26 protein-coding genes are annotated in these 26,158 nt (G+C 62.0%); 16 read left to right on the forward strand and 10 right to left on the reverse strand.

Features of this window, described 5'->3' with window-relative positions; all coding sequences use genetic code 11:
* Positions 1-303 precede the first annotated feature (303 nt).
* From tkt to NMA58_RS17005, 8 genes are all read left to right on the forward strand, one after another.
* Positions 304-2,277: a transketolase gene (tkt, locus tag NMA58_RS16970; protein WP_434711401.1), complete on the forward strand. Its 1,974-nt coding sequence runs from the start codon at positions 304-306 to the stop codon at positions 2,275-2,277.
* 84 nt (positions 2,278-2,361) lie between these two features.
* Positions 2,362-3,372: a type I glyceraldehyde-3-phosphate dehydrogenase gene (gene gap, locus NMA58_RS16975; RefSeq protein ID WP_221157199.1), complete on the forward strand. Its 1,011-nt coding sequence runs from the start codon at positions 2,362-2,364 to the stop codon at positions 3,370-3,372.
* Between the two features lie 130 nt (positions 3,373-3,502).
* Positions 3,503-3,817, forward strand: a complete 315-nt coding sequence (locus tag NMA58_RS16980) for a hypothetical protein (protein WP_434711403.1) — start codon at positions 3,503-3,505, stop codon at positions 3,815-3,817.
* 134 nt (positions 3,818-3,951) lie between these two features.
* On the forward strand, positions 3,952-4,128 hold the full coding sequence (locus tag NMA58_RS16985; RefSeq protein WP_434711405.1) for a hypothetical protein: 177 nt from the start codon (positions 3,952-3,954) through the stop codon (positions 4,126-4,128).
* 398 nt (positions 4,129-4,526) lie between these two features.
* Positions 4,527-6,401, forward strand: coding sequence for a potassium/proton antiporter (locus NMA58_RS16990; protein ID WP_434711407.1), 1,875 nt, complete (start codon positions 4,527-4,529; stop codon positions 6,399-6,401).
* Between the two features lie 69 nt (positions 6,402-6,470).
* Positions 6,471-7,673 (forward strand): phosphoglycerate kinase, encoded by a 1,203-nt coding sequence (locus tag NMA58_RS16995; protein ID WP_434711408.1) that lies wholly within the window; start codon positions 6,471-6,473, stop codon positions 7,671-7,673.
* Positions 7,674-7,896: 223 nt separating this feature from the next.
* Positions 7,897-8,922 carry a class I fructose-bisphosphate aldolase gene (locus tag NMA58_RS17000; RefSeq protein WP_085779354.1) on the forward strand — a complete coding sequence of 342 codons (1,026 nt, stop codon included), beginning with the start codon at positions 7,897-7,899 and terminating at the stop codon, positions 8,920-8,922.
* Positions 8,923-9,064: 142 nt separating this feature from the next.
* Positions 9,065-9,988 (forward strand): PhzF family phenazine biosynthesis protein, encoded by a 924-nt coding sequence (locus NMA58_RS17005; RefSeq protein WP_434711409.1) that lies wholly within the window; start codon positions 9,065-9,067, stop codon positions 9,986-9,988.
* A gap of 28 nt (positions 9,989-10,016) precedes the next feature.
* On the opposite strand, the gene NMA58_RS17010 is transcribed toward NMA58_RS17005, so the two are convergent.
* Positions 10,017-10,181 (reverse strand): hypothetical protein, encoded by a 165-nt coding sequence (locus tag NMA58_RS17010; protein ID WP_434711410.1) that lies wholly within the window; start codon positions 10,179-10,181, stop codon positions 10,017-10,019.
* A 174-nt stretch (positions 10,182-10,355) separates the two neighbouring features.
* Between NMA58_RS17010 and NMA58_RS17015 the strand changes: the two genes are divergently transcribed.
* Positions 10,356-11,636, forward strand: a complete 1,281-nt coding sequence (locus NMA58_RS17015) for an MFS transporter (RefSeq protein WP_434711411.1) — start codon at positions 10,356-10,358, stop codon at positions 11,634-11,636.
* A gap of 155 nt (positions 11,637-11,791) precedes the next feature.
* Complete coding sequence (locus NMA58_RS17020; protein WP_434711412.1) at positions 11,792-11,983, forward strand: DUF1192 domain-containing protein; 192 nt, start codon at positions 11,792-11,794, stop codon at positions 11,981-11,983.
* A gap of 92 nt (positions 11,984-12,075) precedes the next feature.
* Here NMA58_RS17020 and NMA58_RS17025 read toward each other — a convergent pair whose 3' ends face one another.
* Positions 12,076-12,306, reverse strand: a complete 231-nt coding sequence (locus tag NMA58_RS17025; protein ID WP_434711413.1) for a hypothetical protein — start codon at positions 12,304-12,306, stop codon at positions 12,076-12,078.
* A gap of 67 nt (positions 12,307-12,373) precedes the next feature.
* Between NMA58_RS17025 and NMA58_RS17030 the strand changes: the two genes are divergently transcribed.
* Entirely contained in the window at positions 12,374-12,889 is a 516-nt protein-coding gene (locus NMA58_RS17030; RefSeq protein ID WP_434711414.1) for a DUF1465 family protein, read from the forward strand.
* 134 nt (positions 12,890-13,023) lie between these two features.
* Here NMA58_RS17030 and rpmE read toward each other — a convergent pair whose 3' ends face one another.
* Complete coding sequence (gene rpmE, locus NMA58_RS17035) at positions 13,024-13,245, reverse strand: 50S ribosomal protein L31 (protein WP_003566413.1); 222 nt, start codon at positions 13,243-13,245, stop codon at positions 13,024-13,026.
* 193 nt (positions 13,246-13,438) lie between these two features.
* Between rpmE and NMA58_RS17040 the strand changes: the two genes are divergently transcribed.
* The 5 genes from NMA58_RS17040 (at position 13,439) to NMA58_RS17060 (ending at position 18,555) form a co-directional block, all read left to right on the forward strand.
* Complete coding sequence (locus NMA58_RS17040) at positions 13,439-15,241, forward strand: ABC transporter transmembrane domain-containing protein (RefSeq protein ID WP_434711415.1); 1,803 nt, start codon at positions 13,439-13,441, stop codon at positions 15,239-15,241.
* Between the two features lie 139 nt (positions 15,242-15,380).
* Complete coding sequence (locus NMA58_RS17045) at positions 15,381-16,373, forward strand: Bug family tripartite tricarboxylate transporter substrate binding protein (RefSeq protein WP_434711416.1); 993 nt, start codon at positions 15,381-15,383, stop codon at positions 16,371-16,373.
* Between the two features lie 145 nt (positions 16,374-16,518).
* Complete coding sequence (locus tag NMA58_RS17050) at positions 16,519-16,707, forward strand: YegP family protein (protein WP_064694384.1); 189 nt, start codon at positions 16,519-16,521, stop codon at positions 16,705-16,707.
* Positions 16,708-16,958: 251 nt separating this feature from the next.
* Positions 16,959-17,297: a YciI family protein gene (locus NMA58_RS17055; RefSeq protein ID WP_085779360.1), complete on the forward strand. Its 339-nt coding sequence runs from the start codon at positions 16,959-16,961 to the stop codon at positions 17,295-17,297.
* A 7-nt stretch (positions 17,298-17,304) separates the two neighbouring features.
* Positions 17,305-18,555, forward strand: coding sequence for an RNA polymerase sigma factor (locus NMA58_RS17060; protein ID WP_434711417.1), 1,251 nt, complete (start codon positions 17,305-17,307; stop codon positions 18,553-18,555).
* On the opposite strand, the gene NMA58_RS17065 is transcribed toward NMA58_RS17060, so the two are convergent.
* The 7 genes from NMA58_RS17065 to NMA58_RS17095 form a co-directional block, all read right to left on the reverse strand.
* Positions 18,556-19,587: a peptidoglycan -binding protein gene (locus NMA58_RS17065; protein ID WP_085779362.1), complete on the reverse strand. Its 1,032-nt coding sequence runs from the start codon at positions 19,585-19,587 to the stop codon at positions 18,556-18,558. It lies immediately after the preceding gene.
* Positions 19,588-19,590: 3 nt separating this feature from the next.
* Complete coding sequence (locus NMA58_RS17070; RefSeq protein WP_097597296.1) at positions 19,591-20,694, reverse strand: MotA/TolQ/ExbB proton channel family protein; 1,104 nt, start codon at positions 20,692-20,694, stop codon at positions 19,591-19,593.
* A gap of 112 nt (positions 20,695-20,806) precedes the next feature.
* Positions 20,807-21,607, reverse strand: a complete 801-nt coding sequence (locus tag NMA58_RS17075) for an inositol monophosphatase family protein (RefSeq protein ID WP_088395991.1) — start codon at positions 21,605-21,607, stop codon at positions 20,807-20,809.
* A 199-nt stretch (positions 21,608-21,806) separates the two neighbouring features.
* Positions 21,807-22,904: a protein-glutamate methylesterase/protein-glutamine glutaminase gene (locus tag NMA58_RS17080; protein WP_434711418.1), complete on the reverse strand. Its 1,098-nt coding sequence runs from the start codon at positions 22,902-22,904 to the stop codon at positions 21,807-21,809.
* Between the two features lie 8 nt (positions 22,905-22,912).
* A complete protein-coding gene (locus NMA58_RS17085) occupies positions 22,913-23,770 on the reverse strand; it encodes a CheR family methyltransferase (protein WP_434711419.1) in 858 nt (285 codons plus the stop codon).
* 26 nt (positions 23,771-23,796) lie between these two features.
* The gene (locus tag NMA58_RS17090; protein ID WP_171049239.1) at positions 23,797-24,279 is read right to left on the reverse strand and encodes a chemotaxis protein CheW; all 483 of its coding nucleotides are present in this window, start codon (positions 24,277-24,279) and stop codon (positions 23,797-23,799) included.
* On the reverse strand, positions 24,276-26,084 hold the full coding sequence (locus NMA58_RS17095; RefSeq protein ID WP_434711420.1) for a methyl-accepting chemotaxis protein: 1,809 nt from the start codon (positions 26,082-26,084) through the stop codon (positions 24,276-24,278). Before NMA58_RS17095 ends, NMA58_RS17090 begins: the two co-directional genes overlap by 4 nt.
* Positions 26,085-26,158 lie beyond the last annotated feature (74 nt).

Below are 26,158 nucleotides of genomic sequence, written 5' to 3' on the forward strand. Positions count from 1 at the left end.
GAATCGGCCACATCTGCCGATCTTTTGATTTCAAGAGGATATGCAGCTCGCCAACGGCCCGTCAATAAATCCCGTCACCCGGCGGCCTGCCTATCTGTGGATGAACGTTTGGGCAGGCCCGCCGTGCCGCTTTGGTCTTTTGTAAAGTTGCGCGAGCAAATGTCAAAAATCGCCGCAGGCCGCTGGGTTTTGCCCCGCCATTGATTGACTCGCCAGCCCCAACTGCTATGTGTCAGCCGCTTTCACTCGATGGTCTTGGAGGCTCGAGGCCATCCCCCGACACCCGGAGCTTGCAGAAAAGCTATGACCTCTCTCCAACAAAACGACCGGATGGCGAACGCGATCCGTTTCCTCGCCATGGACGCCGTGGAAAAGGCGAATTCCGGCCACCCTGGTATGCCGATGGGCATGGCTGATGTGGCGACGGTCCTGTTCACCAAATATCTGCGCTTCGACCCCAAGAAGCCGCATTGGCCGAACCGCGACCGCTTCGTGCTGTCGGCCGGCCATGGCTCGATGCTGCTCTACTCGCTGCTGTATCTGACCGGTTATCCCGACATGACGATCGAGGACCTGAAGCAGTTCCGTCAGGTCGGCTCCAAGACCGCCGGCCACCCTGAATACGGCCACGCAACCGGCATTGAGACCACCACCGGGCCGCTCGGCCAGGGCATCGCCAATGCGGTCGGCATGGCAATCGCCGAACGCAAGCTGCGCGAGGAATTCGGTGCGGACCTCCAGGACCACTACACCTACGTGATCAATGGCGACGGCTGCCTGATGGAGGGCATCAGCCATGAAGCCATCGCCCTTGCCGGCCACCTGAAGCTCAACAAGCTGATCCTTTTCTGGGACAACAACTCGATCACCATCGACGGCGCCGTGTCGCTGTCGGATTCGACCGATCAGATCGCCCGCTTCAAGGCCGTTCACTGGAACACGATCGAGATCGATGGCCACGATCAGGCCGCCATCGCCGATGCGATCGAAGCCGCCCACAAGTCCGATCGTCCGACCTTCATCGCCTGCAAAACGGTGATCGGCTTCGGCGCCCCGAACAAGGCCGGCAGCCACAAGGTTCACGGCAGCCCGCTCGGTGCCGATGAGATCGCAGCCACCCGCAAGGCGCTGAATTGGGAGTACGAGCCCTTCGTCATCCCCTCCGATCTTCTCGATGAATGGCGCGCAGCCGGCACCCGCTCCGACAACATCGTCAAGGCATGGGAAGAAACGCTTGCCAAGTCGCCTTCCAAGGCCGAGTTCACCCGCCGTTTTGCCGGCGATCTGCCCGAAGGTTTCGACAAGGCGATCGACGATTACAAGAAGAAACTGGCAGAAACCAAGCCGACGGTTGCCACCCGCAAGGCATCGGAAGACGCGCTTGAGATCATCAACGGTTTCGTGCCGGAAACGCTCGGCGGTTCCGCCGATCTGACGCCGTCGAACAACACCAAGACCAGCCAGATGGTCTCCATCACGCCGACGGACTTCAAGGGCCGTTATATGCACTGGGGTATCCGCGAGCACGGCATGGCATCTGCCATGAACGGCATCTCGCTGCATGGCGGCCTCATTCCTTACGGCGGCGGCTTCATGATCTTCTCGGACTATTGCCGCCCGCCGATCCGCCTCTCGGCTCTGATGGGCATTCGCGTCATCCATGTCCTGACCCATGACTCGATTGGCGTTGGCGAAGATGGCCCGACTCACCAGCCGGTCGAGCAGATCGCCGGGCTGCGCGCCGTTCCGAACCTGCAGGTCTTCCGTCCGGCCGACGCCGTCGAGACGGCGGAATGCTGGCAGATCGCCATGAAGAGCAAGAACCGCCCGTCCGCTCTGGCTCTCACCCGCCAGAACCTGACGACCGTCCGCACAGAGTATAATGCGAAGAACCTCTGCGAACTCGGCGCCTACACGCTTGCCGGCAATGCCGATGCCAAGGTGACGATCTTCGCTTCGGGCTCCGAGGTCGAAATCGCCGTTGCCGCCCGCGCAACTCTGGAAGCCAGGGGCGTTTCGGTGCGTGTCGTCTCGGTGCCCTGCACGGAACTGTTCTTCGAGCAGCCGGACGCCTACCGCAAGGACGTGCTCGGCAACTCACCGGTCAAGATTGCCGTCGAAGCCGCCGTTCGCGAAGGTTGGGACGCCTTCATCGGACCGGAAGGCAGCTTCATCGGCATGAAGGGTTTTGGCGCGTCCGGTCCGGTCAAGGACGTTTACAAGCATTTCGGCATCACCGCCGACGCTGTCGTTGCGGCCGCCGAAGCAAAGCTTTAATGAGAGCGCCTTGAGGCGCTCTCCATCTCCTCAATTCCAGGCCGCCCGGCCTATCGGGCCCTATTCTATCGGGAGTGAATGAACATGACAGTCAAGGTTGCCATCAATGGTTTCGGCCGCATCGGCCGTAACGTCCTCCGCGCTATCGTCGAATCCGGCCGTACCGACATTGAGGTCGTCGCCATCAACGACCTCGGTCCGGTCGAGACCAATGCGCATCTGCTGCGTTACGACTCGATCCACGGCAAGTTCCCGGCCGAGGTGAAGGTCGAAGGCGACACGATCATCGTCGGCGGCGGCAAACCGATCAAGGTCACCGCGATCAAGGATCCGGCAACGCTGCCGCACCGCGAGCTCGGCGTCGACATCGCCATGGAATGCACCGGTATCTTCACCGCCCGCGACAAGGCCGCCGCCCACCTGACGGCCGGCGCCAAGCGCGTCATCGTCTCGGCTCCCGCCGACGGCGCTGACCTGACGGTCGTTTTCGGCGTCAACCATGACCAGCTCACCAAGGAGCACATGGTCATCTCCAACGCCTCCTGCACCACCAACTGCCTGGTGCCGGTGGTGAAGGTTCTCGACGACGCCGTCGGCATCGACCACGGCTTCATGACGACGATCCACTCCTACACCGGCGACCAGCCGACGCTCGACACGATGCACAAGGACCTGTATCGTGCCCGCGCTGCCGCCCTCTCCATGATCCCGACCTCGACGGGCGCCGCCAAGGCCGTCGGCCTCGTGCTGCCGCACCTCAAGGGCAAGCTCGACGGCACCTCGATCCGCGTTCCCACCCCGAACGTCTCGGTCGTCGATTTCAAGTTCGTCTCCAAAAAGGCCACGACGGTCGGCGAAATCAACGAAGCCATCAAGGCTGCCTCCAACGGCAAGCTGAAGGGCATCCTGGGTTACACCGACGAGCCGCTCGTCTCGCGCGATTTCAACCACGACAGCCATTCGTCGATCTTCGCAACCGATCAGACGAAGGTCATGGAAGGCAATTTCGTGCGCGTCCTGTCCTGGTACGACAACGAGTGGGGCTTCTCCAGCCGCATGTCCGACACGGCAGTCGCCTTCGCCAAGCTCATCTGAGCGCCCGACTATCGAAAATCGCAGACGGCCCGGGAAACCGGGCCGTTTTGTTATAGGCGCACGAAGCCGGTGATGGCATTGTTGATAACCCCGGAGCCGCAATCGCACTCGGGGAGATAAAGAGGGATGGATGGATTATTTTACCGTTGAAATCGCCGGCCGCGCCGTCGCCAGCTTTCGCTCGAAAAATCATGAGGAAGCGACGCATTTCTTTGAGGCAGAAGATTTTCGCGACGACCTGACCATCCTTGAGTCCGAGGGCAAGCCCCTGTGGGACCGCAAGGAGACACTCAGCCTGCGCAAGGCGACTGCTGAAGAAGCAAGCGAAGTCGAGCACGCCTATGAATTCGACGACGATCCGGAAAGGACCATCGACGACGAGTTCGTGGTTTTCCTGGTCCCGGTCGAAGATCTGACCGACGAGGGTGAGGACACCGAAGACTGACAGTCGATATGTATCGGCCTTCCAAGTTTAAAAGCCAATCTCGAAGCGACGATTTCGCTGCGGCCGCGGAGCGTGATAAACTGAAGGGTGCATCATTTTGCACAATGGCTGAATGATCCAAGCGGAGGCGATAAATGGCAGAGGTGCAAAAACGCTTGCCCCACAGCACTCTCAAGCGGCGGCAGCGGTTTCACCCCAAGCGAGACGTCCGACCTGCCGTGCTGGCAAAGGCCAATCGTCTGGTCGTCCGGGTCGCCGCGTTCATCGGTGTTGCGTTTCTCGCCATCATCATACTTCAGGCGGTGTTTTGATAGCGGAGCAATGGCCGGCCACATAGCCACAGTCGGCTCATCGTCGCAGACCTATTCGCTTCATCGGGCAAAGCCAAACCGGCCGCGCGGAGGAATGTGTCCTATACTGTTGCGATCTACGGGTAGCTGCAGGAAAAATCGATCGCACCGTCTTTCGCCCTGCTCTTGCCTGATTTTCTTATACATTCTTTGTAGAGAGTTTCTCCCGTAGCATTTCCGTGTCGGTGTCCGGCAGCCGTTCAGCAGCATGATGCAGCACGAGACGAGGTAAGCCGCAAGGCCTACCCTTCTATGCCGGTTTGCCGTTTACTGATGGATCGACGTGGAATGGAGGGGTTGAGACAGGCGGATCGGTCAGGGGTGGCCGCATCCGCAGCATTCGGTGGAAAGGGGTGGGCATGGAAGCGTTCTATATCGTGGTGCTGGTCGCGACGGCGCTCGTGCTTCTTGCCGCTTTTTCGAGCCTGCTCGCCTTCCGCTTCGGCGCTCCGCTGCTTCTTCTCTTCCTGATGATCGGCCTTGCCGCCGGCGTCGACGGGCTCGGCATTGAATTCAGCAACAACTATCTCGCCTATATTCTCGGCTCTATCGCGCTCGCCGTCATCCTGTTCGATTCCGGCTTCGGCACGCCGATGCAGGCTTTTCGGCTCGCGGCCGTGCCTTCTCTGACGCTCGCCTCGGTCGGCGTTCTGATCACCGCATCGCTCTTTGCCGTCGCTGCCATGTGGCTGTTGAACTTCACCTGGCTCGAAGGCCTGCTGCTCGGTTCGATCGTTGCATCGACGGATGCCGCCGCCGTCTTCTTCCTGCTGCGCATCGGCGGCATCAACATCCGCGATAAGGTGCGCTCGACGTTGGAAGTCGAATCCGGCACCAACGACCCGATGGCGATCTTCCTCACCATCGCCCTTGTCGAGGTCCTGGCGAGCGGCGAGCGTTATGCCGGCATCAATATCGGCATGCTCGCCATGTTCGTGCAGCAGATGGGGCTCGGCGTCATCCTCGGCCTGCTCGGCGGCATGATGATCGTGCTGATCGTCAGCAGGCTCGACACCGATCGCGGCCTGACGCCGATCTTCGTGCTGGCGCTTGCCCTTCTCGTCTTCTCCTTCGCCGGCGCAGTCGGCGGCAGCGGCTTCCTCGCCGTCTATGTCGCCGGCATCTACGCCGGAAACCGGAGAATGCAGGCGCTCGGCACCATCAAACGCTTCCAGGACGGCATGACCTGGCTGGCGCAGATCATCATGTTCCTGGTGCTCGGCCTGCTCGCCACGCCGTCACAATTTCCCGCCATCGTCATACCGGCCATCCTGCTTGCCCTCTTCCTGATCTTCATTGCCCGGCCGCTGGCAATCTGGCTGTCGCTGCTTCCATTCGATTATACGCAGCAGGAGATCGGTTTCGTCGCCTGGGTCGGGCTGCGCGGCGCCGTCTCCATCTTGCTTGCTATCATGCCCATCCTCGGCGGCCTGGAAAACGGTCAGCTCTTTTTCAATACCGCCTTCATCATCGTGTTGGTCTCCCTGCTCGTCCAAGGCTGGACGATCAAGCCGATCGCCAAGAAGCTCGGTCTGATCATTCCGCCGCGCATCGGCGCCGTTGACAAGGTCGAAGTCGATCTTCCGGGCGCTGCCAACCATGAGCTTCTCTCCTACCGTGTCATCAAGGATAGCCCGGTTTTGCGCGGCGAGCGCATTCCGCGATGGGCTACCCCTTCGCTTGTCATTCGCGACGGCAAGTCAATGCGTTATCAGTATGCCGGGCGGCTGCGCGAAAACGATCTGATCTATCTCTTCATCGTGCCGAGTTATTCCCGGCTGCTCGACCGGCTCTTCGCCAGCCGGGCGCCGGTGGACGAGGATGATGCCGAATTCTTCGGCGCCTTCGCGCTCTCGCCTGCCCGTCCCGCCGCCGATCTCGATGCCGCCTACGGGCCGGGCCTGCTAAACGAATCCGAGAAAGGCCTGACGATCGCGGAACTGATGCGGCAGCGCCTCGGCGGCAAGGCCGATTATGCCGATCGCGTCCGTCTCGGCTCGATCATCCTCATCGTCCGCGATCTCGACGAGCACGACCATATCACCTCCGTCGGCATGTCGCTCGAAGCGGTCGAACCCGCCACCACCCTGCCGATCTTCATCAACCTCAAGGACATTATTCAGCGCATCCGCGACCGGTTGAAGGGACGCCGCAACCGCGAAGCGGCGGTCCCCGAAACCATGCCGAAAACATCGGTCGGAGGCGAGAAAGCCAGACGCGAAAACGGTCGCTGAACGCCTTGCGTCTCGAATGATCCTTGCTATGGTCGGCGCGACTTCCGCCAACCAAGACTGGATCTCCCCATGCCTTCTTTCAAGACCCTCGACGATCTCCCCGACATCAGCGGCAAGCGCGTGCTCATCCGCGTCGACCTCAACGTCCCGGTCAAGGACGGCAAGGTTACTGATACGACGCGCATCGAGCGGGTGGCGCCGACGATCCTCGAACTATCGGGCAAGGGCGCCAAGGTGATCCTGCTTGCTCATTTCGGCCGGCCAAAGGACGGTCCGTCGCCGGATCTGTCGCTGTCCCTAATCGCCCCTTCCGTCGAGGAAGTGCTCGATCATGCCGTGCTGACGGCCTCCGACTGCATCGGCGAGGCCGCCGCCTCCGCCGTTGCCGCAATGAAGAATGGCGATATTCTGCTGCTGGAAAACACCCGCTTTCACAAGGGCGAGGAAAAGAACGATCCTGACTTCACCAAGGCGCTTGCCGCCAATGGCGATATCTATGTCAACGACGCCTTCTCCGCCGCCCACCGCGCCCATGCTTCCACCGAAGGCCTTGCCCACCACCTGCCGGCCTATGCCGGCCGCACCATGCAGGCCGAGCTGGAAGCGCTTGAAAAAGGTCTCGGCAATCCCACCCGTCCCGTCGTCGCAATCGTCGGCGGCGCCAAGGTTTCGACCAAGATCGATCTTTTGATGAATCTCGTGAAGAAGGTCGACGCACTCGTCATCGGCGGCGGCATGGCCAATACCTTCGTCGCCGCGCGTGGCACCAATGTCGGCAAGTCACTGTGCGAGCATGATCTCGCTGAAACCGCCAAGCAGATCATGATCGAGGCCGCGACATCAGGCTGCGCCATCATCCTGCCGGAAGACGGCGTCGTCGCCCGCGAGTTCAAGGCTGGTGCCGCCAATGAGACGGTCGATATCAACGCCATCCCCGCCGATGCCATGGTGCTCGACGTCGGGCCGAAATCCGTCCAGGCCATCAATGCCTGGATCGAGCGCGCCTCGACGCTCGTCTGGAACGGTCCGCTCGGCGCCTTCGAGATCGAGCCCTTCGATGCCGCAACGGTTGCTGCCGCAAAATACGCCGCCGAGCGCACGGCCGCCGGCAAGCTGACCTCCGTGGCCGGCGGCGGCGACACCGTCTCAGCTCTGAACCATGCCGGTGTTGCCGACGATTTCACCTATGTCTCCACCGCTGGCGGCGCTTTCCTCGAATGGATGGAAGGCAAGGAGTTGCCCGGCGTCGCCGTCCTCAACGCCGGCAAATGACCGCTGGGCGGATTTGACAGGTTTTACATGTGGATAGACCGCGGCGGCGAGAAGCTTTCCGCGGTCTTTTGCCCAAGCGTCGGAAAAATTCCCAGTTTTTCAAACGATTGAAATGATTTCAATCGTTTCAATGACTTAGCCTTCCATTTTCCTCCCTATAAACTTCTGTTATCGCCGTCCTATATTCTTAAACCGCCGATGTTTCATGCTGTGGAGAGAACGAATGAGCGAACGACTGGAAGACATTGCAGTGCAGATGGTTGCAGGCGGCCGGGGACTGCTTGCGGCTGATGAATCGACCTCCACCATCAAGAAGCGTTTCGACACGATCAATCTCGAATCGACCGAAACGAGCCGCCGCGATTACCGCGAGATGCTCTTCCGCTCCGACGAGGCGATGAAGAAATATATTTCCGGCGTCATCCTCTTCGAAGAGACGCTCTTCCAGAAGGCCGCAGACGGCACGCCTTTCGTCGACATCATTCGCGCTGCTGGTTCCATTCCCGGCATCAAGGTCGATACCGGCGCCAAGCCGATGGCCAAGTTCCCGGGCGAAACCATCACCGAAGGCCTCGACGGCCTCGGCGAGCGCCTTGCTCGCTATTATGAGGCCGGCGCCCGTTTCGCCAAGTGGCGCGGCGTCATCGCCATCTCCTCGACCCTGCCGACCCGCGGCTCGGTTCGCGCCAACGCTCAGGCGCTTGCCCGGTACGCGGCCCTCTGCCAGGAAGCCAAGATCGTTCCGATCGTCGAGCCGGAATGCCTGATGGACGGCAAGCCGGGCGACCATAATATCGACCGCTGCGCCGAAGTCACCGAATCCACGCTGCGCATCGTTTTTGAGGAACTGGCCGAAGCCCGAGTCAGCCTCGAAGGCATGATCCTGAAGCCGAATATGGTCATCGACGGCAAGAATGCCCGCAAGGCCTCTGTCGCCGAGGTCGCGGAGCGCACCGTGCAGGTGCTGAAGCGCACGGTCCCATCAGCGGTTCCGGGCATCGCCTTCCTCTCCGGCGGCCAGTCGACCGAAGAGGCAACCGCACATCTTTCCGCCATCAATGCCACGGCCGACCTGCCCTGGTTCGTCACCTTCTCCTACGGCCGCGCCCTGCAGGACAGCGCGCTCAAGGCCTGGAACGGCAAACCGGAAAATGTCGCCGCCGGCCAGCGCGAATTCACGCACCGCGCCGAAATGAACAGCCTTGCCGCCAAGGGCAGCTGGCAGAAGGATCTGGAAAAGGCAGCCTGATTATAATGAGCCTTTAATCGCCTGCAGGAAGGGGCGGCAACGCTATGTTGCCGCCCTTCCTCATTGTCTCGGCGACAAGATACCGCTTCGCCTGACGAAAAATCGTGATTATTCATAAAGGCCCGCCGAAACAGGAGCCGCTATGGATACCATCCCCTACGTCACCGTCGATGTCTTCACCTCCACGCGTTTCGAGGGCAATCCGCTTGCCGTCATTTCCGATGCGCGCGGGCTCAGCGATGCAGCGATGCAAATGATCGCCACCGAATTTAACTATTCCGAAGTGACCTTCGTCCTGCCGCCGGAGGATCCTCGCAATTCGGCCCGTGTCCGCATCTTCACTCCGACGATGGAAATACCATTCGCCGGTCATCCGAACGTCGGCACCGCCTTTGTCCTCGGCCAGCAGGCGGACATCTTCGGCAAGCCCGTTAGCGAGAAGCTGCGTTTCGAGGAACAGGCTGGCAACGTCGAAGTCGCCCTCAAACGCAGCGGCGGAAAGGTCGCGGCCGCCGCCATCCGCGCGCCGCAGCCGCTGACAATCGGCGATGTCATTGCCGAGGAGACTATCGCCCGCTGCATCGGGCTCGAACCCGGCGCAATCGTCAAGACCAACCACGCCCCGGTCTTTGCCTCGGTCGGTCTGAACTTCGCCATTGCCGAGTTGAGCGGGCTTGAAGCGCTGGCCGCCGCCCGACCGGACCTTGCCGGATTCCAGGCGGCTGCCGGCCACCAGACGACGAGCGGCCATGACTTCTCGCTCTTCGTCTATGTCAGGACATCCGAAGATCCGTGGAATATACGCGCTCGCATGTTCGCGCCGCTCGATAACGTGCCCGAGGACCCCGCGACCGGCAGCGCTTCCGCAGCCCTCGGTGCCTATCTCGTCACACTGACGGCGGAGGCCGACATGAACGTCCGCATCACGATCGATCAGGGCGTGGAAATGGGCCGCCGCAGCACCATCGCCCTTGATGTCACGAAGTGCGATGGCACCGTCACTGACGTCGTCATCTCGGGAAGCTGCGTTGCCGTGATGCGCGGCGAAATCATCCTGCGGGACTAACGCCCGCATCGAAGCTCGAATCCGAGGCTTACATCAAGAAATCGCGCGACAGTAGCGCCATCGCCCATATGCCGAAGGCGATCAGCGCGATCTTCCAGAAATCCATCCGCCGCTTGAGGCCGGGAAGCCCAAGCGGTTTGATCACCTGTATCGCCATGGCAAGGATGAGCAGCAGAGCTATCAGCTTTGTCATGCTTTATTTTTTCCGTTTTTCGGAATGTCACAGGACGGACATTTTTCCGCGCGAACAAGAGGATCTCGACACGCCGTAAAGATATTCCGGGGCACAATCAATCATCTTGAGGCTGGGCTGACTGAGGTCGTGCCTTATGTCCATCGCAAATCGCTTAAGACCGAGTCTGGGGAAATGAAGAGAAATCTGCTGTCCGTCGCCGCGCTGCTCTTTGGCACGCTCTTCCTTTTCATGGGCAATGGTCTGCAGGGCATCCTGCTTCCCGTGCGCGGCAATCTCGAAGGCTATGCCACGACGACGCTCGGTCTGCTCGGCACCTCATGGGCGGGCGGCTTCGTCATCGGCTGCCTGGTGGCGCCGAAACTGGTGCGCCGCGTCGGCCATGTCAGAGCCTTCTCCGGCTTCATCTCGATCATCGCCATCATCGCACTGGTCAGCGGCATCATCATCGATCCATTCTGGTGGGTGATCTTGCGCGCGGCGACCGGCTTCTCCACCGCCGGCACGTCGATGATCATCGAAAGCTGGCTGAACGAGCGCGCCAGCAACGAGAGCCGTGGCGCGATTTTCTCGCTCTATATCGGCATCACCCTGCTCGGCGTCGTCGGCGGCCAGATGATGATCCCGCTCGAAGATGTGCGCACGCCGGTGCTGTTCATGATCTGCGGCATCTTCTATTGCATCGCCATGCTGCCGACGACGCTTTCGACCGCGGCCTCACCACAGCCGCTGAAAGCTGTGCGCCTCGACCTGCCGGCGCTCTACCGCAATTCGCCCGTGTCCTGCCTCGGCATCCTGCTCGTCGGCATTGCCAACGGCGCTTACGGCACGCTCGGGGCTGTCTTCGGCGCCGGCGCTGGCCTTTCCGACACCAGCATCGCCGTCATGATGAGCTCCACCATCTTCGCCGGCGCCATGATGCAGCTGCCGGCCGGCCGGCTTTCTGATCGCATCGACCGGCGCTACGTGCTCGCCGCCCTGTCGGCGATTGCCGCCATCGCCGGCTTGCTGATCTTTCTGCTTCACCCGACATCCCCTGCCTTGCTGATCGGGCTCGTTGTCCTCTACGGCGCGGTGGCCAACACGCTCTATCCGATCGCTGTCGCTCACGCGAACGACTTCGCGGCGTCGGAGGATTTCGTCAAGGTCTCCGGCGGCCTGCTGCTGCTCTACGGCATCGGCACAGTCATCGGCCCGACGCTCGGCGGCCCGGTCATGTCGGCAATCACCCCGCATGCTCTTTTCCTGGTCACCGCCGTCGCTCATGTGCTGATCACCGTTTACGCCATCATCAGAAGCCGCATCCGCGCGGCCGTCCCAGTCAGCGACCGCGACGCCTATACGACGATCCCGACCGGCACTTCGCCGATGCTGACGCCGCAGAGCATGTCGCTGGCCGATCGCGGCACAGGCAAATCTCCCGAAAGCAGCGATCCTGCTATAAAGTTCGGTTAGGCCCTCTCTACAAAAGCCGCACTGCGGTTTTCGCCCTGGCTCGGAAAAAAATGGGGAGGGCGAGGCTGGATTTGGGCCGGATCAACCTAAATTCCGATTCCGTATCGGCCGCATTTATCGGCATTATGCTGCCGGCAGCAAAAGGAGGAGAACCGATGAGCTTTATCGATGACGACCGGCCGCAGAAAAAACCCGTCCACGAGATCGGCGCCGATCTCTCCATGCTTTCGGTGGATGAGCTGAAGGCGCGAGTGGAATTGCTGAAAACCGAGATCGCCCGGCTCGAAGCCGAAGCCACCCGCAAGGCATCCGGGCGGCAGGCCGCTGAAAGCTTCTTCCGCTCGTGATCCGCTAAAAGCCTTCGTAACAAGACCATAGGCAGGCAAAATGAGCCAGCCTCAAGTCTTCATCCGGCACAATGTTAATAAAATATTAAGCTTTATAAGGTATTACTGTACTTATCCAGGCTTTCTCTGGATTTCAGACAGTTTTCCAAGCGGTGAATTGGTCTGATTTTTCTCCCTGTTTTACCTTGAGAGCCGCTTTTGCGGCTCTTCTTTTTGCTGCCGTCGGCACATTTCCATGAAACTGTGGAGATTAACCCTTTCTTAAGAAACGGCTTGCGCATTTGCGCTAATGATACCATCTTAAAGTCATAAAGACCGGACACGGAAACTTTTCCGTCAGCCCCGGCGTTACCTGACCATAAGTAGCTGCGTGCAACAGGGACTATTGCGATGTCGGAAGTTGGAGTGAACACGATCAGTTTTGCAGGCCGCGCGGCTGCATCCTCACAGTTCAAGGCACTCTATGCCGAAGGCATGTCGCTGGTCGAAGAGACCGCCGCCTATCTCGACGGCCAAGGCCGCGCAGCCTCCAAGGTTCTGCCGCGCATGGCATCCGTCCTCTACGCCGCGGAATCGATGCGGCTGACCACGCGCTTGATGCAGATGGCCTCGTGGCTGCTGCTGCAGCGCGCCGTCAACAATGGTGAGATGTCGCGCGACCAGGTGCTGGCCGAGAAGAACAAGGTCCGCCTCGACGGCTTCAACGTTGACCGCGCGGCACCCGGCTGGGGCGATCTGCCGGAATCCTTCCGCGATCTCGTCGAGCGCTCCCTGCGCCTGCAGAACCGCATCGCGCTGCTGGATCGCGAGATCTATCGTCCGGCGGAAGCCGTGATCGTTCATGACAATCAGAACAGCGTCCAGGCGCAGCTTTCTCTGCTGCAGACGGCCTTCGGCAACAACTGACCAGATCTGCTAAATCCATTAGGGCCGGCTGCGCAGTGCGCGGCCGGTTTTTTGTTGCCGCTGCGCATGTTCTGCCAACGCAAAAAAGCCCGGCAGAACCGGGCTCCTTGCGAAATTTCGTCGAGCAAAAGCGATTAGAGACCGAGGCCGCCGAAACGCTTGTTGAACTTGGAAACGCGGCCACCGCGGTCCATGAGCTGCTGGTTGCCGCCCGTCCAGGCCGGATGCGACTTGGAATCGATTTCGAGGTTCATGACAGCGCCTTCCGAACCCCAGGTCGAGCGGGTTTCGTATTCGGTGCCATCGGTCATGACTACCTTGATCATGTGATAGTCGGGATGGATGCCTGCCTTCATAACAATCTTCCTGCGATACCGGAGTTCAATTTGCCGCATGCAGTTGCGGCCACCGAACCGATTGAATAAATGAAGCCGCAGTCGTGATGGCTACGGCTTCCCATTAGGATGCGGTGCCTATACATGAAGGACGCCGGGATAACAAGAGCCAACAGGCCCGCATTAGCGGGTCCTGCAGGCGATCGGAGACGATTTGGCAGAACAGGCACGGGCTGAGGAAAACAGAAGGCGGTCGCTGCGGCCACTCGGCAGGCTGATGCCTTATGTCATGCGTTATCGCGGGCTGGTGGCCGGCGCGCTGATTTCACTGGCGCTCGCCGCCATGACCTCGCTGGCGCTGCCGCTAGCCGTGCGCCGCATGGTCGACCACGGCTTCACCCAATCCGACGGGAGCTTCATCAACAGCTACTTCGCCATGCTGATGGTCATGGCCGTCGTGCTCGCGATCGCGAGCGCGCTGCGTTATTATTTCGTCATCACCATCGGCGAACGCATCGTCGCCGATCTTCGCCGCGACGTCTTTAACCATGTGACGCGGCTGTCGCCCTCCTTCTTCGACGTCAACCAGTCCGGAGAGATCGTCTCGCGGCTGACCGCCGATACGACGCAGATCAAGTCCGCCGTTGGCGCTACCGCCTCGGTGGCGCTTAGGAATCTCATTCTCTGTCTCGGCGCCTTGGGCATGATGGTCGTCACTTCGCCGAAACTGTCGAGCCTCGTCATCGGAGCGATCCCGCTGATCGTCTTCCCGCTCGTCGCCTTCGGCCGCTCGGTGCGCAAGCGTTCCCGCGCCGCTCAGGACACGCTTGCCGAAGCGTCCGCCTTCGCCAACGAGACGATCGCCGCGACCCGTACGGTACAGGCCTTCAACGGCGAGGACGCCGCAGCGAGACGTTACGCCGGCGCCGTCGAATCCGCCTACGAGGCCGCCCGCGCCGCCATCCGCTCGCGCGCACTCTTGACCGGCATCGCCATCACACTGATCTTCGGCAGCGTCGTCGCCGTGCTTTGGGTCGGCGCCCACAGCGTGCTGGCCGGCACGCTGTCTGCCGGCACGCTCGGTCAGTTCCTGCTTTATGCCGTCATCTCCGCGGGATCGCTCGGCGCGCTGTCGGAGGTCTGGGGCGAACTCTCGCAGGCGGCCGGCGCCGCCGACCGGCTGACCGAACTCCTCGACGAGGTGTCGCCGATATCAGCCCCCGCCAACCCCGAGGCTCTCCCTTCGCCCAGCCGCGGCCGCGTCGAGTTTTCCGACGTGCATTTCGCCTATCCCTCGCGCCCCGGCAAATCGGCCCTGCATGGCTTGAGCTTCGCCGTTGCGCCGGGCGAAACCGTCGCCATCGTCGGCCCCTCCGGCGCCGGCAAAAGCACAGTCTTTTCGCTGCTCTTACGCTTCTATGATCCGCAGCAGGGCAGCGTGGCGATTGACGGTGTCGATGCGCGGTTGGCGACGCCTGACGAGTTGCGCCAGCGCATCGCCATCGTGCCGCAGGACGTCACCATCTTCGCCGCATCGATCCATGATAACATCGCTTTCGGCCGCCCTGGTGCATCGCGTGAGGAAGTCCGCGCCGCAGCGCTTGCCGCCCAGGCCGACGAATTCATCGCCCGGCTGGATAACGGCTATGAGACCGAGGTCGGCGAACGAGGCGTCACCCTCTCCGGCGGCCAGCGACAGCGCATCGCGATTGCCCGCGCCATCCTGAAGAACGCGCCCGTGCTGCTGCTCGACGAGGCGACCTCAGCGCTTGACGCCGAAAGCGAGACGCTGGTGCAGAAGGCGCTCGACGGCTTGGTTGACGGTCGCACGACACTGGTCATCGCCCATCGCCTGGCGACGGTGCTGAAGGCCGACCGCATCCTCGTCATGGATCAGGGACGCGTCGTCGAGGAAGGCACGCATCAGAGTCTGATCCGCCACGGCGGCATCTATGCCCGCCTCGCCCGGCTGCAGTTCGACGCCGCCAATGAGGATGTGCTCGCCGCCGCTAAATAGCCGGCGGGCGACTCTGGTCGCGCGCGACTAAAGTCTGGCTTCGGATGCGCCTCCCTGCGGTTGTCTTTCCCGCCTCCTGCCCTACCCTCTTCATGCCCCTGGGTGGGGATTGCTGTTGAAATCGTGGGAGGAGATAGGAATGGCGCTTTCCAACATGACGCGACGCAAGGGCCTGGCGCTCGCTCTTGGCCTGACTGCAATGCTGGGACTTGGCAGGTCAGCCGTTGCCGCGGATTTTCCCGAGCGCGCCATCACCATGGTCGTGCCCTTCGCGGCCGGCGGCTCGACCGACGTCGTCGCCCGCATCGTCGCGCAGAAGATGTCGGAAGATCTCGGCCAGCAAGTGATCGTCCAGAACGTTGCCGGCGCCGGTGGCAATCTCGGCGCCGGCAACGTCGCTCGCGCCGAGCCCGACGGCTACACCATTCTGATGGGCACCGTCGCGACCCACGCCCTCAATCCGCTGATCCTGAAATCGACGCCCTACGACCCCGAGAAGGATTTCGCGCCGGTCTCGCTGCTCGTCGTCGTGCCGAACGTACTGGTCGTCAATCCGGAATTACCGGCAAAGACCGTGCAGGAACTGGTCGCGCTGCTGAAAGCCGAGCCCGACAAATACAGTTACGCCTCGTCGGGCAACGGCACGCCGCTGCATCTTTCCGGTGAGCTCTTCAAGTCCATGGCCGGCGTCAGCATGCAGCATATCCCCTATAAGGGCGCCGGTCCGGCATTGAACGATGTCATCGGCAACCAGGTGCCGATCATGTTCGACAACCTGCCCTCCTCCTCCAGCCACATCAAGGCGGGCACGCTGAGGGCGCTGGCGGTGACCACCGCCGAGCGCGCGCCCTCCTTCCCCGATGTGCCCACGATCGCCGAGTCGGGCATACCGGGCTACGAGACCTATACCTGGAACGCGCTTTTTGCCCCAGCCAACACGCCGAGCGAGGTGGTGACGCGCCTCAACGCCTCGGCGAACAAGGCGCTCAAAGACCCGGCCGTTGCCGAACGCATGAAGGAATTCAGCGCCACCATCGTCGGCTCGACGCCCGAGGAACTTGCCGCCCACGTGAAGGCTGAGCTCGCCAAATGGGGGCCGGTCGTCAGGGGCGCCAACATCCAGATGGAATGATGCGAGGACATTTGCCCGGTATCTTCCGCGCAGTGCTGATTAGCACCAGTTGAACTCAATCCTCATTAAGGCAGTGGAAAAGCTCGCCATTTTGATCTAGCCTCCTCGACGCTGATGGTGCAATTCAGCGTTTCGGGAGACATCCATGTATAAATTCGAAGTCTACAAGGATAAATCAGGCGAATTCCGTTTCCGCTTCAAGGCATCGAACGGGGAAACCATGTTCAGCTCCGAGGGTTACAAGGCGAAGGCGTCCGCCCTGAATGCCATCGAGTCCATCAAGAAGAATACCTCCGGCGCCGAGATCGTCGACCAGACGAAGGCCGAAGCCTGAGCGGCATGGCACGGGCGGCATCAATGCCGCCCTGCTTTTTTGCGCCCTCGAGCGGCGCTGGTGTCTTAGAGACCGGCTCGCTTGTTTGTGATTTCCGGCGCGATTTTTCTTTTTCAAATATTTTTTCAAAGCCATGTCGAAACGACCGGCGATCGCGCCTCATTGTCTCGGAACGGTTAGCCGCTCCACCAGGCTAGATGGCTTTCGCCGGCGGCCTGGATCAACGCCAACAACGATATCAGGAGTTTTCCATGCAATATGCCCTCATCATTCGCGAAGCGCCGGAGGATTTCGCCCGCCGTAGCGATCCGGCCTATCGCGACGGCTGGGTTGCCTACACCCAGGCGCTTGTCCAGGCCGGGATCATGACCGGCGGCGCGGGGCTGACAGCCCCCGAGACCGGCACGGTCATACGCCGCAAGGGCGAGGATCACGATGTCCAGGACGGTCCCTATCCGGAAGGCAAGGAGCAGCTCGGCGGCTTCTATCTGATCGAGGTCCCGGACATCGACACCGCGCTCGAATGGGCTACCCGTATTCCTATCTCCGACAAGGGTTCGGTCGAGGTGCGCCCGCGCCTGCAGATGTGAGGCGGCAATGCCGCCCGATGCCGGACGCGCCGCCGAACAAGTGGCGCGACAATCCTATGGCAGGCTGATCGCCTTTCTCGCCGCCCGCTCGCGCGACGTGCCGGCGGCAGAAGACGCATTGTCGGAAGCGCTGGCTTCGGCCCTGCGCGTCTGGGCGGAGCGCGGCATTCCCGCCAATCCGGAAGCCTGGCTGCTGGTGGCCGCCCGCCGCAATTTGATGCAGGCGGCCCGGCACCGCACTGTCGAGGCCAACGCACAAACGACGATATCCGTCGCCCTCGAGGAAGCGGAGGCACGAATGAACGAGGCCGGCAATTCCGTCTTTCCCGATGAACGGCTGAAGCTACTCTTCGCCTGCACCCATCCTGCCATCGACAGCTCCGTGCATACGGCGCTGATGCTCCAGGCGATTCTCGGCATCGAAGCCAGAACCATCGCCCGGGCCTTTGTCGTTTCAGCGGAAGCGATGAGCCAGCGGCTGGTGCGGGCCAAGGTGAAGATCCGTGATGCCGGCATTCCCTTCACCATACCACCTCGGCCCGCGCTGCCTGGGCGGCTTGCCGCCGTGCTTTCGGCGGTCTACGCCGCCTACGGCCTCGGATGGGATGGTCTCGATGGCGAGGAAGCGCACCGTTCGCTTGCCGGCGAAGCGATCTGGCTCGGCCGGTCGCTTCTGACGGTACTTCCGGATGAGCCGGAAGCGATCGGCCTCCTCTCGCTGATGCTTCACTGCGAAGCCCGCCGTAGCGCCCGGCGCGACGGCAACGGGCGCTATGTGCCGCTGGACGAGCAGGATCCGGCCGGCTGGGACGCCACCATGATCGCGGAGGCGGACGCGCTGCTGCGCAAGGCCGGAAGCTTCAACCGTTTCGGCCCCTATCAGTGCCAGGCGGCGATTCAATCGGTGCATGCGGCGCGCCGCCTTTCGGGAGTGACCGACTGGCAGGCGCTGACGACGCTCTATGCCGCGTTGCTGACGATGAAGCCGACGCTCGGCGCGCGCGTCGCCCAAGCGGCGGTGATCGGCCGGGCTTTAAGCCCTGCCGAAGGCCTGACCCTGCTCGACAGGATCGATCCGCGCGCGATCGCTGCCTATCAACCCTACTGGGCCGTACGTGCCTTTCTTCTGGCACGAGCGGGCGACGATGCGGCCGCGGCCGATGCCTACATGACGGCGATCGGCCTCAGCGACAGCCCCTCTGTCCGAACCTTTCTCGTCGATCGGCTCGCCGAAGCGCGGCGGACGACATCAGGCTGATCATTTCTCGGTGAGCTTCAGCTCGATGCGGCGGTTCGTGGAACGGGCGTCCGGGGCATCGCCGGGTGCGATCGGCTGAAATTCGCCGAAGCCTGCGGCAACGAGCCGGTCTGCCGGCACACCCTGGCCGATCAGGAATTTGACGACCGAAATCGCGCGTGCCGAGGAAAGCTCCCAATTGTCGCGGTAGCGGCCCGTTCCCGCAAGAGGCACATTGTCGGTATGGCCGTCAACGCGCAAAACCCAGTTGATCTCCGGCGGAATTTCTTTGGCGAGGTCGAGCAACGCCGCGGCAAGCTTCGCCATCTCCCCCTGCCCTTCCGGGTTGAGATCGGCGCTGCCCGAGGGAAACAGCACTTCGGACTGGAAGACAAACCGATCGCCGACGATACGAATGTTCTCGCGATCCGAAAGGATTTCACGCAGGCGACCGAAGAAGTCGGAGCGGTAGCGATTCAGTTCCTGCACGCGCGCCGCCAGCGCCACGTTGAGGCGACTGCCGAGATCGGCGATCTTGGTCTGCGAGACCCGGTCCTTCTCCTCGGATGCCTGCAGCGCCGCTTCGACCGCGGCGATCTGGCTGCGGAGTGCGGCGATCTGCTGGTTCAAGAGTTCGACCTGGCTCAGCGCCCGTTCGCTCACTTGCTTCTGCTCGTCGAGCTCCTGCGTCATCGCGCCGATCCGCTTCTGAGCCGCATCCTGGCCGCCCGAGCCGGCGTTCAGCAGCGCCTGAAGCCGTGAGCGTTCCCCTTCGGCAGTCGCGAGGGAGGCTTGCAGGTTGGCGACTGAATCCTGGAGATCCTGATTGCTACCCTTTTCGAGTGCCAGAAGCTGCGTCAGCTCGTTGATTTGGCTATTGAGGCGATTGAGCACCTCGTCGCGCCCGGTGATTTCGCGGCTTAGGATGAACTGCCCGACGACGAAGACGGTCAGCAGGAACATGATCGAAATGAGCAGCGTCGACAACGCATCGACGAAGCCCGGCCAGTAATCCACCGTGCGTTCGCGGCGGCGGTTGCGGGCAAGTGCCATGGCTTACTTGCCCTCGCTCTTTTCTGCATGGCTCGTGCGCTCGCGCAGGCGCTCGGACCGCTCGCCGCCCCGCTCCTGCAGGCCGATGCGCTCGGCCAGCCGGTCGAGCGTCCGGCGCATGGCTTTCGCCTCATCCTGCTGCGCCTCGATCCAGTCACGCAGCATCTGCTGCTCGTTGCGCATATTCTTGACCAGACCCTGAATGCCTTCGGCAAGGCTTGCCATGGCAGCGACAGAGCGCTGGTTGCCGACACCGCCTTCTTCGGAGACCTTGCGCAGATACTCGGAAAGTGCGCGCATGTCGTCCGAGGAAGACCCGGCAACGGCGTCGAGCGCCGGCGCAAGATCGGAGCCGACATCGGTGACCGAGGAGAGCCAGTTTTCCAGCTCCGTATAGAAGCGATTCTGCGCGCGGCCGGCCTGCAGGTCGAGGAAGCCGAGAATGAGCGAACCGGAGAGGCCGAGCAGCGACGACGAGAAGGCCTGCCCCATGCCGGAAAGCGGCATGGAAAGTCCCTCCTTCAGCGCCGAGAGCACGTCTCCCGTGCCGTTCGAGCCGGGATCGAGCGACTGGATGACGGCGCTGATCGAGCCGATCGTGCCGATGAGACCCCAGAACGTGCCGAGCAGGCCGAGGAATACCAGGAGGCCGATCAGGTAACGCGAAACGTCACGCGATTCGTCGAGGCGGGTGGCGATCGAATCCAGAATCGAACGCAGCGCCGTCGTCGACAGCGCCACCGAGCTCTTGCGGCTGCCGATCAGCGCCCGCATCGGCGCAAGCAGCCGCGGGTTACGGTTGACCTTATCCGCGCTGCCGGCAGCGCGGAAGGAGTTGAACCAGCGCACTTCGGGGCGAAGCGCCAGCACGTGATTAAAAACAAGGACGATTCCGACTGCGAGAACGCCGAGGATCAGGCCGTTGAGGCCCGGATTGTGCATGAAGGCGGTCTGCGTCTGCCGAAAGAGGATCGCGGCAATGAACCCGACAATGACGAGGAAAAGCAGCATCGTCCAAAGGAAGGGCATGGGGCTCGAGAGCCTGTAGGTATAACCGCCGGCCGTCTTTTCGGTGGAGCCGATCTCCGCCACATTCACATTTTCCATAGGTCCAGCAGCCTCCGAACTCATTGCTGGCGGAGACTAGAGCAACATTGTGCCGAATTGAAGTATGCCGTGGCGAAAACCGTGACTTTACAACAGCCGGATTTTTATGGGCTCACTTGGCGGGAATCGGCCGCTTGATGACCTCGATCAGCGCCTTATGGATGTGTTCGTTGCCGGCGACGATCGCGCCGCCCTCCAGAATGGCCGTTCCGCCATCCCAGTCGGTGGCGAAGCCGCCGGCTTCGCGGATGAGCAGGATACCCGCTGCCATGTCCCAGGGCGCAAGCTCCGCCTCCCAGAAGCCGTCGAAACGTCCGGCGGCGACATGGGCGAGATCGAGGGTCGGTGCGCCCAGGCGGCGGATGCCGGCCACTTCGCCCATCACGTGGCGCAGTTCGACCAGGAACTTGCCGTGATTGCGCTTGCCGAGCGCGGGCACGCCGCAACCGATGACGCAATCCGACAGCACGCGGCGCGCAGCGACACGCAGGCGCCGGTCGTTGAGGAAAGCGCCGCCGCCGCGCTCGGCAGTATAAAGTTCGTCGGTCGCCGGATTGAAGACGACGGCGGCAACGATCTCGCCATTGCGCTCGAGCGCAATCGAGACAGCGAAGGCCGGGATGCCATGCAGGAAGTTCGTCGTGCCGTCGAGCGGGTCGACGATCCAGCGATGCGCGCCATCGGTGCCCTTGATCTCTTCGCTTTCCTCGCCGAGGAAGCCATAGGTCGGACGCGCCTTCATCAGCTCTTCCCTGACGATCTTCTCGGCCTTGCGGTCGGCGGCGGAAACGAAATCGCCCGGTCCCTTCACCGAAACCTGCAGGTTCTGCACTTCGCCGAAATCACGCCCCAGCGATTTTCCTGCCTTGAGAGCAGCCTGAACCATGACATTGAGAAGAGCTGAACGGGCCATCGGCGCATTTCCTTGGGACTGATACGGGACGCGCGCTGCCAGGGGCGGGAAATGTCCCTGAACATGCATGACAGGCAGCGCTAGCAAAGATTGGCGGCCTCAAGACCACAAAATCGCGGAAATTTCAAGGGGAGGCACGGAGGGCTGCTCACAAGCCTGAAAAGCGTCGGCCTTATTTGCCATTGGAGCTGGACCGGACTCAGAACTTCTGCTGCGTTATCAGGACTTCGCGGGCGATCTGATCGAGCGGCAGAATGCGGTCGACGCCGCCTTTTGCAATCGCTTCCTTCGGCATGCCGAAGACAACCGAACTCGCCTCGTCCTGCGCCACCGTGTAGGCGCCGGCTTCATGCATCTCCAGCATGCCGCGCGCACCGTCGTCGCCCATACCCGTCATGATGATCCCCATCGCGTTCGAGCCGGCCGAGCGCGCCGCCGAACGGAAGAGCACGTCGACGGAAGGCCGGTGGCGGGAGACCAGCGGCCCGGTCTTCACGCTCACATGATAGCGCGCACCCTGGCGTTCGAGCAGCGTGTGCTTGTCACCGGGCGCGATCAGCACATGGCCGCGCAGCACCGGATCGCCGTCGGCGGCCTCCTTGACCTCGACCTCGCAGAGCCCGTTCAGGCGCTTGGCGAAGGCGGCTGTGAATTTCTCCGGCATATGCTGGACGATCACCATGCCGGGCGCATTGGCCGGCAGTTCCTCCAGGAATTCGCGCAGTGCTTCGGTGCCGCCGGTGGAGGCGCCGACGCAGACGACCATTTCCGTCGTCTTCGCCATCGCCCGCCCCGTCGGCGGCGGCAGCATGGCATCAGCCGTCAGTTTCTTGGCCGGCCCCTCGGCGGAAGCGGAGCGGATGGTTCCCGCGGCGCGGCGCACGGTCGAAAGCCGCGCCTGCGAGGCGCTTTTAACGACTTCGCGAATGCGCATGGCGTCGTCGGCAAGGCTGTCGGCGGCGCCGATCTTCGATTTCAGAATGACGTCGACGGCGCCCGCCTCCAGCGCCTGGATCAGCGTTTCCGAGCCCGCCTCCGTCAGCGACGAACACATCACGACCGGGATCGGCCGCTGCGCCATCAGCTTGCGCAGGAAGGTGATGCCGTCCATGCGCGGCATCTCCACGTCGAGCGTGATGACGTCGGGGACCTCGTCCAGCAGCCTGCGCGCCGCCACGAAAGGATCGGACGCCACCGCCATGATCTCGATATCAGGATCCTGCTCCAGCACATGAGCCAGCGTCTGCCGGACGCTGGCGGAATCGTCGATGATGAGAACCCGGATTTTCTTGCGCATGAATGCCTCTAGACACGCTGAAACACCGTATTCGAGACCTGCTTCAGCGGCAGGTCGAAGCCGGTGATCGATTCGGAATGACCGATGAACAGATAGCCGCCCTTCGCCAGGCAATCGCAGAGGCGGCTGAGCACGCCCGCCTGGGTCTGCTTGTCGAAGTAGATCAGCACGTTGCGGCAGAAGATGACGTTCATTAAGTCGCCAACGGGATATTTGTCGTCCATCAGGTTCATCCGGGCAAACCCCACTCTGCTGCGCAGCTTGGGGCTTATGCGCACCTCCTTGCGGCCCGGCTGCTTGGCGACCAGAACATATTTGCGCTGCAGGTCGCGCGGCACCGGCGCAATCAGATCGTCCGGATAGACGCCCCGGCGCGCCGTCTGCAGCACGTCGGTGGAAAGATCGGTGGCCAGCACGCTGTAGGAGACATCGCTGCGGCCTTCGGTGAATTCCGCCAGCACCATCGCCATCGTATAGGGCTCGGCTCCAGTCGAGCAGGCCGAACTCCAGGTGCGAATGGTGCGAACACCGCTGCCGGCGATCGCCGGCAACGCCACGCTCTGCAGGTAATCGAAATGCTTGGCTTCGCGGAAGAAGTCCGTTTTGTTGGTCGTCACCACGTCGATCAGGTAGACGGTTTCCTGGGCAAGCCCGTCGTGATTGAACAGGAAGTCGCAATAATCGTCGAAGGTCGAATGATTGGTCGCGCGAAGGCGCCGCCGCAGCCGCCCTTCGAGCATCGTCAGCTTGGTCGGCGGCATCTTGATGCCGCTATAGTCGTAGATGAACCGGGCCAGCTTGTCGAAATTGCGCTTGCTGATCCGGTCGCCCGGCAATTGGGTTTCCACCATTGCTGCCATACTCATGGACGCAGTACTCCGTTAATGCGCGGTCAGGCGGCCGATTGCAGAGCCGAGGCATCCTCCCGCGACAAAAGCCGCGCGAGATCGATGATGACGACGAAGCCGTTTTCGCGGCGAACGACACCTGCAATGTAGTCCGAACGCCAGCGCACGCCGATGTCGGGCGCCGCCTCGATCTGGTCACGCCGGAACGGCGTGACCTCGAAGACGCGATCGGCGACAAGGCCGAGGGTGAGCAGCCGGCTTTCCATCGGCACGTCGAGCACGAGCACCCGCGTGTGCGGCGTCGGCACCGTCTTCGTCATGCCGAGCTTCAATCGGAGATCAATCGTCGGCACGCCCTGCCCGCGCACGTCGCGCAGGCCGAGCAGATAGTCGGGACCGTTCGGAATCTTGAAAGCTTCCGCATAGTCGAGGATTTCCCGTACGACCTCGACGGGCACGGCGAAAATCTCCTCGCCGAGGCTGAAGGTCACGAATTGCGCTTCCAGAGATGTCGTCGCCATGATCATGCGCTTTCCTTGAATTCGGTGTCCCCGTCATCGGGGCCGCCCATGGAGAGATCGAGAGCAAAGCCTTTTGCCCGCGCCTGCTGGCCGGCGACGCTGTTGGCGGCCGGCGTCCTGGCGCCGAGCTTTCGGCCGGCCACGGACGCAGGACTGCGGACCGTCATCCTGGCAGCCGGCGTGCGGGATTGACGGCTGCTCGCGGCATCGACCTTGAAGAAGGCGATCGAGGCCTGCAGTTCTTCGGCCTGGCTCGCGAGCTCTTCCGAGGTGGCGGACATCTCTTCGGAGGCGCCGGCATTCTGCTGCGTTACCCTGTCGAGCTGCTGGATTGCTTCGTTGATCTGGCCAGCGCCGATATCCTGTTCGCGGCAGGCCGCGCTGATCTCCGAAACCAGCTCGGCCGTCTTCCGGATATCTGGCACCAGTCGGCCGAGCATGTCGCCCGCATCCTGCGCGGCCTTGACCGTATCGCTCGACATCGAGCTGATTTCGGAGGCGGCCGACTGGCTGCGTTCGGCAAGCTTACGCACCTCGGAGGCAACGACGGCGAACCCCTTGCCGTGCTCGCCGGCGCGTGCCGCTTCCACAGCCGCGTTGAGGGCCAGCAGATCGGTCTGTCGAGCGATTTCCTGGACGATGCTGATCTTCTCGGCGATGGTGCGCATCGCCTGCACGGCGCGCGACACCGCCTCGCCGCTCATCTCGGCATCCTTGGCCGACTGACGCGCGATCTTTTCCGTCTGCGCGGCATTGTCGGCGTTCTGCTTGATGTTGGCCGCCATCTGCTCCATCGACGCCGAGGCCTCTTCAGCCGACGCCGCTTGTTCGCTGGCGCCCTGCGATACCTGCTCGGAGCTCGAGGACAGTTCCTGGCTGCCGGCCGAAACATTTTCGGCGGCCGCGACCGCATCGGCAACGACGCTGCGCAGGCGCTCGACCATCTGTTCAAGCGCAATCCCGAGCGTATCCTTCTCCGAAAGCGGCTTCGGGGCCACCGTCAGGTTGCCGTCGGCAATCTGCGCGGCGATGTCGGCGGTGACCCGGAGATTATCCGTCATGATGTTGATCATGTTGACCAGATCCTTGATCTCGTCGTTGGTCCTTATCTCGACCTTTTGGTTCAGGTCACCGACGGCGACAGCGCTGGCGACGTTCATGATCTTGCGCAGGCCGCTGTTGACGCCGAGTGCGATCCAAAGCGCAGCGGCGAAAGCGATGACGGAAGCACCAATCGCGATACCGATCAACATGGTCTTCGTTGAACTATAAAGTACATCGGTATCGCTGTCGGCTTGCGCCATCGATTTCTGCTGCAGCAAGACCAGCTTTCCGAAAACCTCTTCCATTTCGGTAACAAGAGCGCGGACTTCCCCCGAGGAGAGCGCTATCGCTCCCGCCCTATCCCCGCCTTCCTGAATGGCGGCGACTTTGTTGGAGCCCTCGTCGAAGCGTTTGGTAAGTTCGACCAGCCTGTCCCAGCTGGGCTTGCCTTCAGCAGTCGCGAGCTGCTGACCGCTTGTCACGAAGCCAAACATTTCATCGACGCTCTTCGCGGAATTCTGGTAGTCCTTCCTGGCGACTTCGGGATCCATTTCGAGAAGCGCATTCTTCTGCCAGCGCACGGCATCAAGCTCGGCAGTCTTCGCCTCCAGAGCCAGTTCCAGCCTTTTTGCAGGGCCGGAAACAAGATCGCCGACAGCGTCGTTCAGCGAGCTGAGGCTGATGATTCCATAAACTGCGCTGCCTACCAGCAACAAGATGACAAAGCCGAATGCGGCCGCAAGCTTGAGTTTGATCGTAATACGCATCTCAATATTCCTCTCAGAGAGCGAAGCAATAAATATGGTCCAGATGGCGCGGCATCATGCAGCTATCAAATTCC

Source organism: Rhizobium sp. YTUHZ045 (assembly GCF_051124255.1).
Taxonomy (GTDB): domain Bacteria; phylum Pseudomonadota; class Alphaproteobacteria; order Rhizobiales; family Rhizobiaceae; genus Rhizobium.

Coding starts and splice junctions, on each gene's coding strand:
- NMA58_RS16985 (WP_434711405.1), top strand. CDS start 3,952: ATGGCAGAGGTGCAAAAACGCTTGCCCCACAGCACTCTCAAGCGGCGG.
- NMA58_RS17080 (WP_434711418.1), bottom strand. CDS start 22,904: ATGCGCAAGAAAATCCGGGTTCTCATCATCGACGATTCCGCCAGCGTC.
- gap (WP_221157199.1), top strand. CDS start 2,362: ATGACAGTCAAGGTTGCCATCAATGGTTTCGGCCGCATCGGCCGTAAC.
- NMA58_RS17095 (WP_434711420.1), bottom strand. CDS start 26,084: ATGCGTATTACGATCAAACTCAAGCTTGCGGCCGCATTCGGCTTTGTC.
- NMA58_RS17075 (WP_088395991.1), bottom strand. CDS start 21,607: ATGGCCCGTTCAGCTCTTCTCAATGTCATGGTTCAGGCTGCTCTCAAG.
- NMA58_RS17090 (WP_171049239.1), bottom strand. CDS start 24,279: ATGATCATGGCGACGACATCTCTGGAAGCGCAATTCGTGACCTTCAGC.
- NMA58_RS17005 (WP_434711409.1), top strand. CDS start 9,065: ATGGATACCATCCCCTACGTCACCGTCGATGTCTTCACCTCCACGCGT.
- rpmE (WP_003566413.1), bottom strand. CDS start 13,245: ATGAAGGCAGGCATCCATCCCGACTATCACATGATCAAGGTAGTCATG.
- NMA58_RS17050 (WP_064694384.1), top strand. CDS start 16,519: ATGTATAAATTCGAAGTCTACAAGGATAAATCAGGCGAATTCCGTTTC.
- NMA58_RS17015 (WP_434711411.1), top strand. CDS start 10,356: ATGAAGAGAAATCTGCTGTCCGTCGCCGCGCTGCTCTTTGGCACGCTC.
- NMA58_RS17020 (WP_434711412.1), top strand. CDS start 11,792: ATGAGCTTTATCGATGACGACCGGCCGCAGAAAAAACCCGTCCACGAG.
- NMA58_RS17085 (WP_434711419.1), bottom strand. CDS start 23,770: ATGAGTATGGCAGCAATGGTGGAAACCCAATTGCCGGGCGACCGGATC.
- NMA58_RS17065 (WP_085779362.1), bottom strand. CDS start 19,587: ATGGCACTTGCCCGCAACCGCCGCCGCGAACGCACGGTGGATTACTGG.
- NMA58_RS17055 (WP_085779360.1), top strand. CDS start 16,959: ATGCAATATGCCCTCATCATTCGCGAAGCGCCGGAGGATTTCGCCCGC.
- NMA58_RS16995 (WP_434711408.1), top strand. CDS start 6,471: ATGCCTTCTTTCAAGACCCTCGACGATCTCCCCGACATCAGCGGCAAG.
- NMA58_RS17060 (WP_434711417.1), top strand. CDS start 17,305: ATGCCGCCCGATGCCGGACGCGCCGCCGAACAAGTGGCGCGACAATCC.
- NMA58_RS17045 (WP_434711416.1), top strand. CDS start 15,381: ATGGCGCTTTCCAACATGACGCGACGCAAGGGCCTGGCGCTCGCTCTT.
- NMA58_RS16990 (WP_434711407.1), top strand. CDS start 4,527: ATGGAAGCGTTCTATATCGTGGTGCTGGTCGCGACGGCGCTCGTGCTT.
- NMA58_RS17030 (WP_434711414.1), top strand. CDS start 12,374: ATGTCGGAAGTTGGAGTGAACACGATCAGTTTTGCAGGCCGCGCGGCT.
- NMA58_RS17000 (WP_085779354.1), top strand. CDS start 7,897: ATGAGCGAACGACTGGAAGACATTGCAGTGCAGATGGTTGCAGGCGGC.
- NMA58_RS16980 (WP_434711403.1), top strand. CDS start 3,503: ATGGATTATTTTACCGTTGAAATCGCCGGCCGCGCCGTCGCCAGCTTT.
- NMA58_RS17070 (WP_097597296.1), bottom strand. CDS start 20,694: ATGGAAAATGTGAATGTGGCGGAGATCGGCTCCACCGAAAAGACGGCC.
- tkt (WP_434711401.1), top strand. CDS start 304: ATGACCTCTCTCCAACAAAACGACCGGATGGCGAACGCGATCCGTTTC.
- NMA58_RS17010 (WP_434711410.1), bottom strand. CDS start 10,181: ATGACAAAGCTGATAGCTCTGCTGCTCATCCTTGCCATGGCGATACAG.